General features: G+C 74.5%; 6 protein-coding genes and 1 pseudogene. 4 read left to right on the forward strand and 3 right to left on the reverse strand.

Annotation, left to right across the window (positions count from 1 at the left end; translation table 11 throughout):
• Positions 1-308: 308 nt before the first annotated feature.
• Positions 309-1,430: a chymotrypsin family serine protease gene (locus HGA02_RS10765; protein ID WP_168679007.1), complete on the forward strand. Its 1,122-nt coding sequence runs from the start codon at positions 309-311 to the stop codon at positions 1,428-1,430.
• Positions 1,430-1,819, forward strand: coding sequence for a hypothetical protein (locus HGA02_RS10770; RefSeq protein WP_168679008.1), 390 nt, complete (start codon positions 1,430-1,432; stop codon positions 1,817-1,819). Before HGA02_RS10765 ends, HGA02_RS10770 begins: the two co-directional genes overlap by 1 nt.
• Before the next feature lie 72 nt (positions 1,820-1,891).
• Here HGA02_RS10770 and HGA02_RS10775 read toward each other — a convergent pair whose 3' ends face one another.
• Positions 1,892-2,761: a hypothetical protein gene (locus HGA02_RS10775; protein WP_168679009.1), complete on the reverse strand. Its 870-nt coding sequence runs from the start codon at positions 2,759-2,761 to the stop codon at positions 1,892-1,894.
• Positions 2,762-2,879: 118 nt separating this feature from the next.
• On the opposite strand from HGA02_RS10775, the gene HGA02_RS21675 reads away from it, so the two are divergent.
• Complete coding sequence (locus tag HGA02_RS21675) at positions 2,880-3,152, forward strand: GNAT family N-acetyltransferase (RefSeq protein WP_210728435.1); 273 nt, start codon at positions 2,880-2,882, stop codon at positions 3,150-3,152.
• A 25-nt stretch (positions 3,153-3,177) separates the two neighbouring features.
• Here HGA02_RS21675 and HGA02_RS21680 read toward each other — a convergent pair.
• A pseudogene (locus HGA02_RS21680) lies at positions 3,178-3,402 on the reverse strand (hypothetical protein); the annotation flags it as partial.
• Here HGA02_RS21680 and HGA02_RS10790 point away from each other — a divergent pair.
• A complete protein-coding gene (locus HGA02_RS10790) occupies positions 3,384-3,938 on the forward strand; it encodes a hypothetical protein (protein WP_168679010.1) in 555 nt (184 codons plus the stop codon). The pseudogene HGA02_RS21680 and the gene HGA02_RS10790 overlap by 19 nt on opposite strands.
• A gap of 132 nt (positions 3,939-4,070) precedes the next feature.
• Here HGA02_RS10790 and HGA02_RS10795 read toward each other — a convergent pair whose 3' ends face one another.
• Positions 4,071-4,460, reverse strand: a complete 390-nt coding sequence (locus HGA02_RS10795) for a hypothetical protein (RefSeq protein ID WP_168679011.1) — start codon at positions 4,458-4,460, stop codon at positions 4,071-4,073.
• Between the last annotated feature and the right edge of the window lie 279 nt (positions 4,461-4,739).

Below are 4,739 nucleotides of genomic sequence, written 5' to 3' on the forward strand. Positions count from 1 at the left end.
CGCCGACGTCTCCTACGTCGAGAACTGGACGCTCTTCACCGACCTGCTGATCCTCGCCCGCACCGTCAAGGTCGTCGTCGCGCGGAGCGGGGCGTACTGATGGGCTGCTCTGGTGGGGCGTCGCCGTCACCGTCGTCGGGGCCGTCGCCTTCGCCGCGGCGGCGCGCACGCCGGACGGCGGGACGGCTGCCGGCCGGCGCGAGACGGCGTGAGACCGCCCTATCCCGCGCGATCGGCCCGCTGCTAGCGTCCGATTTGCGCCGTTGCTGCCGCTTCGGCGCCGACGTCGACCAGCGGGGGGCAACCGCATGTTCCAGCACGTCCACAGATCAGTCCTGTCCGTCGTCATCGCCACCGGGGCGGTGGTGTCGCTCGGGCTCTCCGCCGCCCAGGCGGACCCCGGCCGTCCCGGACGGGAGGACCGCGACGACGCCCGTCGGGTCGCGCAGGAGCAGCGGGCCACCCGGGGGCAGAACGCGTTCAACGACCTCGTCGCCCGCACCGTCGCGGCGCACCCGGCCGACGTCGTCGACTTCGCGTGGGACGGTGCGCGCGGGACGGTCGTCGTCGCGGACGGCGCCGACGCGCTCGCCGCGCAGCTCGCCGCCTCCGGCACCACGGTCGAGACGGCCGCGCCGGGCGCGGTGCCGTACGTGGGGCGGTCGGACGTCGAGCTCGCCGCCATCGAGCAGCTCCAGGCCGCGGGTGTGGAGAACACCGCGGCGCGCTACGACGCCGAGACGAACTCCGTGCAGGTCACCGCCTGGACCGACGAGGTGGCGGCCACCGCCGAGCGGGTCGACGGCGCGCTCGACCGGTCGGCCGCGAGGTCCGCGGCAGGTCCCGCGGTCGTCGTCGCGTACGAGCCCGCGGCCGACGTCCCGCAGGAGAACACGACCCAGGGCGGCGAGGTCTACGGCGGCTGCACCGGCGGGTTCATGGCCAAGCGCGGCACCGCCTACGGGATCACGACGTCGGCCCACTGCACGACCAAGCCGTCGACGTACGACGGGGACCGCACGGGCAGCACGTACGTGGCGTCGAACAACCGGGACGTGCGGTTCACCGCGCTGAGCGGGGACACGCCCGAGAACAAGTTCCGGATCGACTCCTCGACGCTGCGCACCATCAACGCCACCGGGATCGTGTCCTCCGGGTCGTTGCTGTTCAAGTACGGCAAGACGACCGGGTACGGGTCGTCGACGGTCGAGTCGTACGCGGGCTGCGTGACGTTCTCGTCCGGCAACGTCTGGTGCAACCTCTACTACACGAAGGACAAGGTGACGTCCGGCGGTGACTCCGGCGGTCCGTGGTTCGTGGCGTACACGGGCTACGGCTTCACGACGGGGAGCAACTCGGGCGGCTCCTACGTCACCCCGATCGCCTGGGTCGGGTCGATCTCCGGCTCCGTGACGGTGAAGACGAGCTGATGACGGGCTCCGGGAAGCGCGCCCGCCCCGGGTGGCTCCCGGCGATCGTCGCGCTCGTGCCGCTCGTCGCGGGGGCGGGCGCGTGCGCGGGGCAGGTCGACGGGGCGTCGGACGACGTCCCGTCGACCTCCGCGCCCTCGACGGGTCAGCCGGACGCCGGGTACGCCGCGCTCGATCTCGCGGTGCTCGACGCCCTCGCGGACGACCCGCACCCGAAGGACGCGCGCTACGAGCCGGACCGCGACCGGGTCGTCGTGACCGTCCGGACGCAGGGTGACGCGCTCGACGACGACGCGCGGCGCGCGCTCGAGGAGAAGGCCGAGGCGGTCACGGACGGCGTGGACGTCGTCGTCGAGGTCACCGACCAGGACACGCCCGTCGAGGAGTGACCTGGTCGGCGGGTCGGCGACGGGACGCCCCCGCACACCCGCCGGCCGTCGTGGCGGCGGACGGGATCCGTCTCAGCGCACGCACTGCCCCGTGCGGTCGCCGTGCACCTCGGTCCAGCTCGTCTCGGTGACGCCGCGGGGCCCGGTGTTACCGGTGCAGACCAGGTCGCGCGCGACCGCGACGTACCCCAGGTCGACGCTGTGCGGGTTGTCGACGAGCACGAGCGAGCCGGTCACCAGGACGTAGCAGTCGCGCTGGTCCCGCCGCGGTTCGGCACCGATGCTCGCGAAGTCCGTCAGGCCCGTCACCCGCAGGTCCCCGGCGACCGTCGCGCCGCAGACGAGCACGTCGCCGGACCCGGTGCTCGTGAGGCCGCCGTAGAACGTCGCGCCGTGGACCAGCAGCCGCCCGCCCGTCACCGATGCCGGACCCATGAGCTCCGACCGGCCGCGGACGCGCGTCGCGTCGCGCACCTCGACGTCGTACGAGCCCCAGAGGCGTGCCGCCTCGAGGAAGACGTCGGCCGCCACGCCCGTCACGTCGCCGTCGACCGAGCCGCCGGCGCCGTCGCCGACCCAGATCTTCAGCGACGCCGTGTCCTTGCTGGTCAGGGTCACGTCGCCGTGCACCCGCGAGTCCCCGAGCTCGAGCCGTCCGGCCACCTCGGCGTCGCCGTCGACCGTCGCGCGCCCGACCGAGAACGTCGCCCCCGCGAGCACGGTGACGTCGCCGTGCACCGTCCCGCGGAACATCCAGCAGTCGACGTCGACCACCAGGTCGCCCTCGACGCTCTGCTCCACGAGCGACGAGCCGGGGATGTCGCTGCACAGCGTGGGTGGCGGCTCCGCGGCGGCCGCCGACGATGACGCCCCGGCGACGACCAGCACCACCCCGACCGCCGCGCCCGCGAGCGCGCGACGACGTCCCCCCCGACCAGCCATGGTCCCCCCTCGACCTGACGCGTCCCGCCATCGTGCGCCCGGGCCCGTCGCGGCACAAGGCGGCGGCGCCGGCGCGGACGGTCCGGGCCGCCGCACGCGTCGGGGCATGCTTGCCCCCGTGCACACCTACCTCCGCACGCACCGCGTGACGCTGCGCCCCTTCCGCGCCGACGACGCCGACCTGCTCGTCGAGCTCGACAGCGACCCGGCCGTCATGCGCTTCCTGTCCGGCGGCGAGCCGACGGCGCCCGAGCTGGTCCGCGAGCGCGACCTGCCGAGCATCCTCGCCGGCTACGACCGGTGGGCCGGCGCCTTCGGGCTCTTCGCGGCCTACGCGACCGAGGACGACGCGTTCCTTTCCACAGCAGCACGGCGGTGTTGTTGGCCGTGAGGTTGCGGTCGACGTCGAGGCACAGCCCGGACCGCACGCCGCGGATCGTGCCGTCGGCCTGCGAGGTCCACTGCTGGTTGGTGCCGCCGTTGCAGTCCCAGAGCTGCACGCGCGTGCCCGCGGTGTCGCCTGCTCGCTCGCGCTGCCCCGCGGGTCGCACCAGTCGTGCTTGCACCGGCCGCGGGCGTCGTGGGGAGCGGCGCCCGTAGCCCGGACGGCCACCGTCGAGGCATGACACCGAGAGCCGCACCGCCGGCCGTCGACCCCGGGAACCCCGCCCCGCGCTGGCCGGCCGTGCTCGCCGCCGCCTGGGTCGGCACCTTCTGCCTCGTCGCGGGTGGCGCCTTGATCTGGTCCCGGGTGCGAGGCGGCGGGACGGCCGACCAGGAGGTCGTCGTCCTCGCGATCGCCCTGCGCCTGGTGACGGTCGCCGTGGCGCTGGCGTCCATCCAGTCCTGGGGGAGGCGGCTACCTGGTCGGGTCGTGCTCGGCGGGCTCTGGGGCGCCGGTGCCGTCCAGCTCGCCTACCCGCTCGCGGAGACCGTCGTGAAGACGGCGACCCTTGCCGGGCTCATGGAGCCGCTCGACAAGGGCGTCAGCGACATGAGCGTCCAGGGATGGTTCAACTTCGGCGCGACGTGGCTCATCTGGGGTGTCCCGGGCGCGCTCTTCGTCCTCGCTGCGGTCGTGTTCGGCCGCCGGCTCCCCCACGCGCGCGCCTGGGCGCTCCTGTCCGTCCTCGCGGGTATCGGGTTCCTCGCCGGGCTCGGCCTGCTCATCGGCTGACAGGCCGCGCTCCGACGTCGTGCACCCGGGCAGTCGCCGCTGTCGCCGCCGCTGGGGCAGACGGGCGGGTCCTTCGGAGCGTCGACCGCCCCGGCCGGTGGACGTCCGTGACGACCGGGCGGCCGTGATCGATCAGCGCGGGAAGAAGAAGTTGTCGTACGCGCGCAGGGTGCTCCCGGTCTCGGGGTGGAAGAGGAGCTCGAGACCCGCCCAGTAGCCCGGGTCGGTGCGCGTGTACCCGCACGTGGGCTCCGAGTCGCCGCCCGGGTCGGACACGCGGCCGAGCAGCTGCCCCTCGTACCAGACGTTCGCGACGGCGACGGCCCCCGGCGTCGAGTGGTACGCGCGGACGCACAGCCGTCCGGTGGACCCGTTGACCGAGGCGTAGCCCTTCCACACGCCGTTCTTCTGGACGACGAGGTCGAGGGTCGGGGCGGCCGAGGCGGGGGCGGCTCCGGCGAGGGCGGCGCCTGCCGTCAGCAGAGCGGCGGCGGCAGCGGTGAGGGTGCGGGTGCGGCGCACGGGCGGTTCTCCGTCATCGTCGAGACCGGGATCGGTCCGGGCGCCACAGCATCTCAGCGGGGCGACGAAGCTCGCATCTCGGGAGCATCGGGGAGCGCTCCGTCCGCCTGTCTCACCGCGCGGCGAGCGACCGGACCACCGTGTGCGCCTCGGCGAAGCAGGCGTCCAGGTCGAGTGCCCCGGACCCGAGACCGTCGACCGACCCTGCCGCCGCCGTGCCCGGGTGCGGGTCCGCGGCCGCGAGCACGGCGTCGATCGCCGCGGCCTCGGGTGCGAGCG

The organism is Cellulomonas septica (genome assembly GCF_012396155.1).
GTDB lineage: Bacteria > Actinomycetota > Actinomycetes > Actinomycetales > Cellulomonadaceae > Cellulomonas > Cellulomonas septica.

Excerpts from the sequence above, each read along its gene's own strand:
- HGA02_RS10765 (WP_168679007.1), top strand. The coding sequence starts at position 309 with ATGTTCCAGCACGTCCACAGATCAGTCCTGTCCGTCGTCATCGCCACC.
- HGA02_RS10770 (WP_168679008.1), top strand. The coding sequence starts at position 1,430 with ATGACGGGCTCCGGGAAGCGCGCCCGCCCCGGGTGGCTCCCGGCGATC.
- HGA02_RS10775 (WP_168679009.1), bottom strand. The coding sequence starts at position 2,761 with ATGGCTGGTCGGGGGGGACGTCGTCGCGCGCTCGCGGGCGCGGCGGTC.
- HGA02_RS10790 (WP_168679010.1), top strand. The coding sequence starts at position 3,384 with ATGACACCGAGAGCCGCACCGCCGGCCGTCGACCCCGGGAACCCCGCC.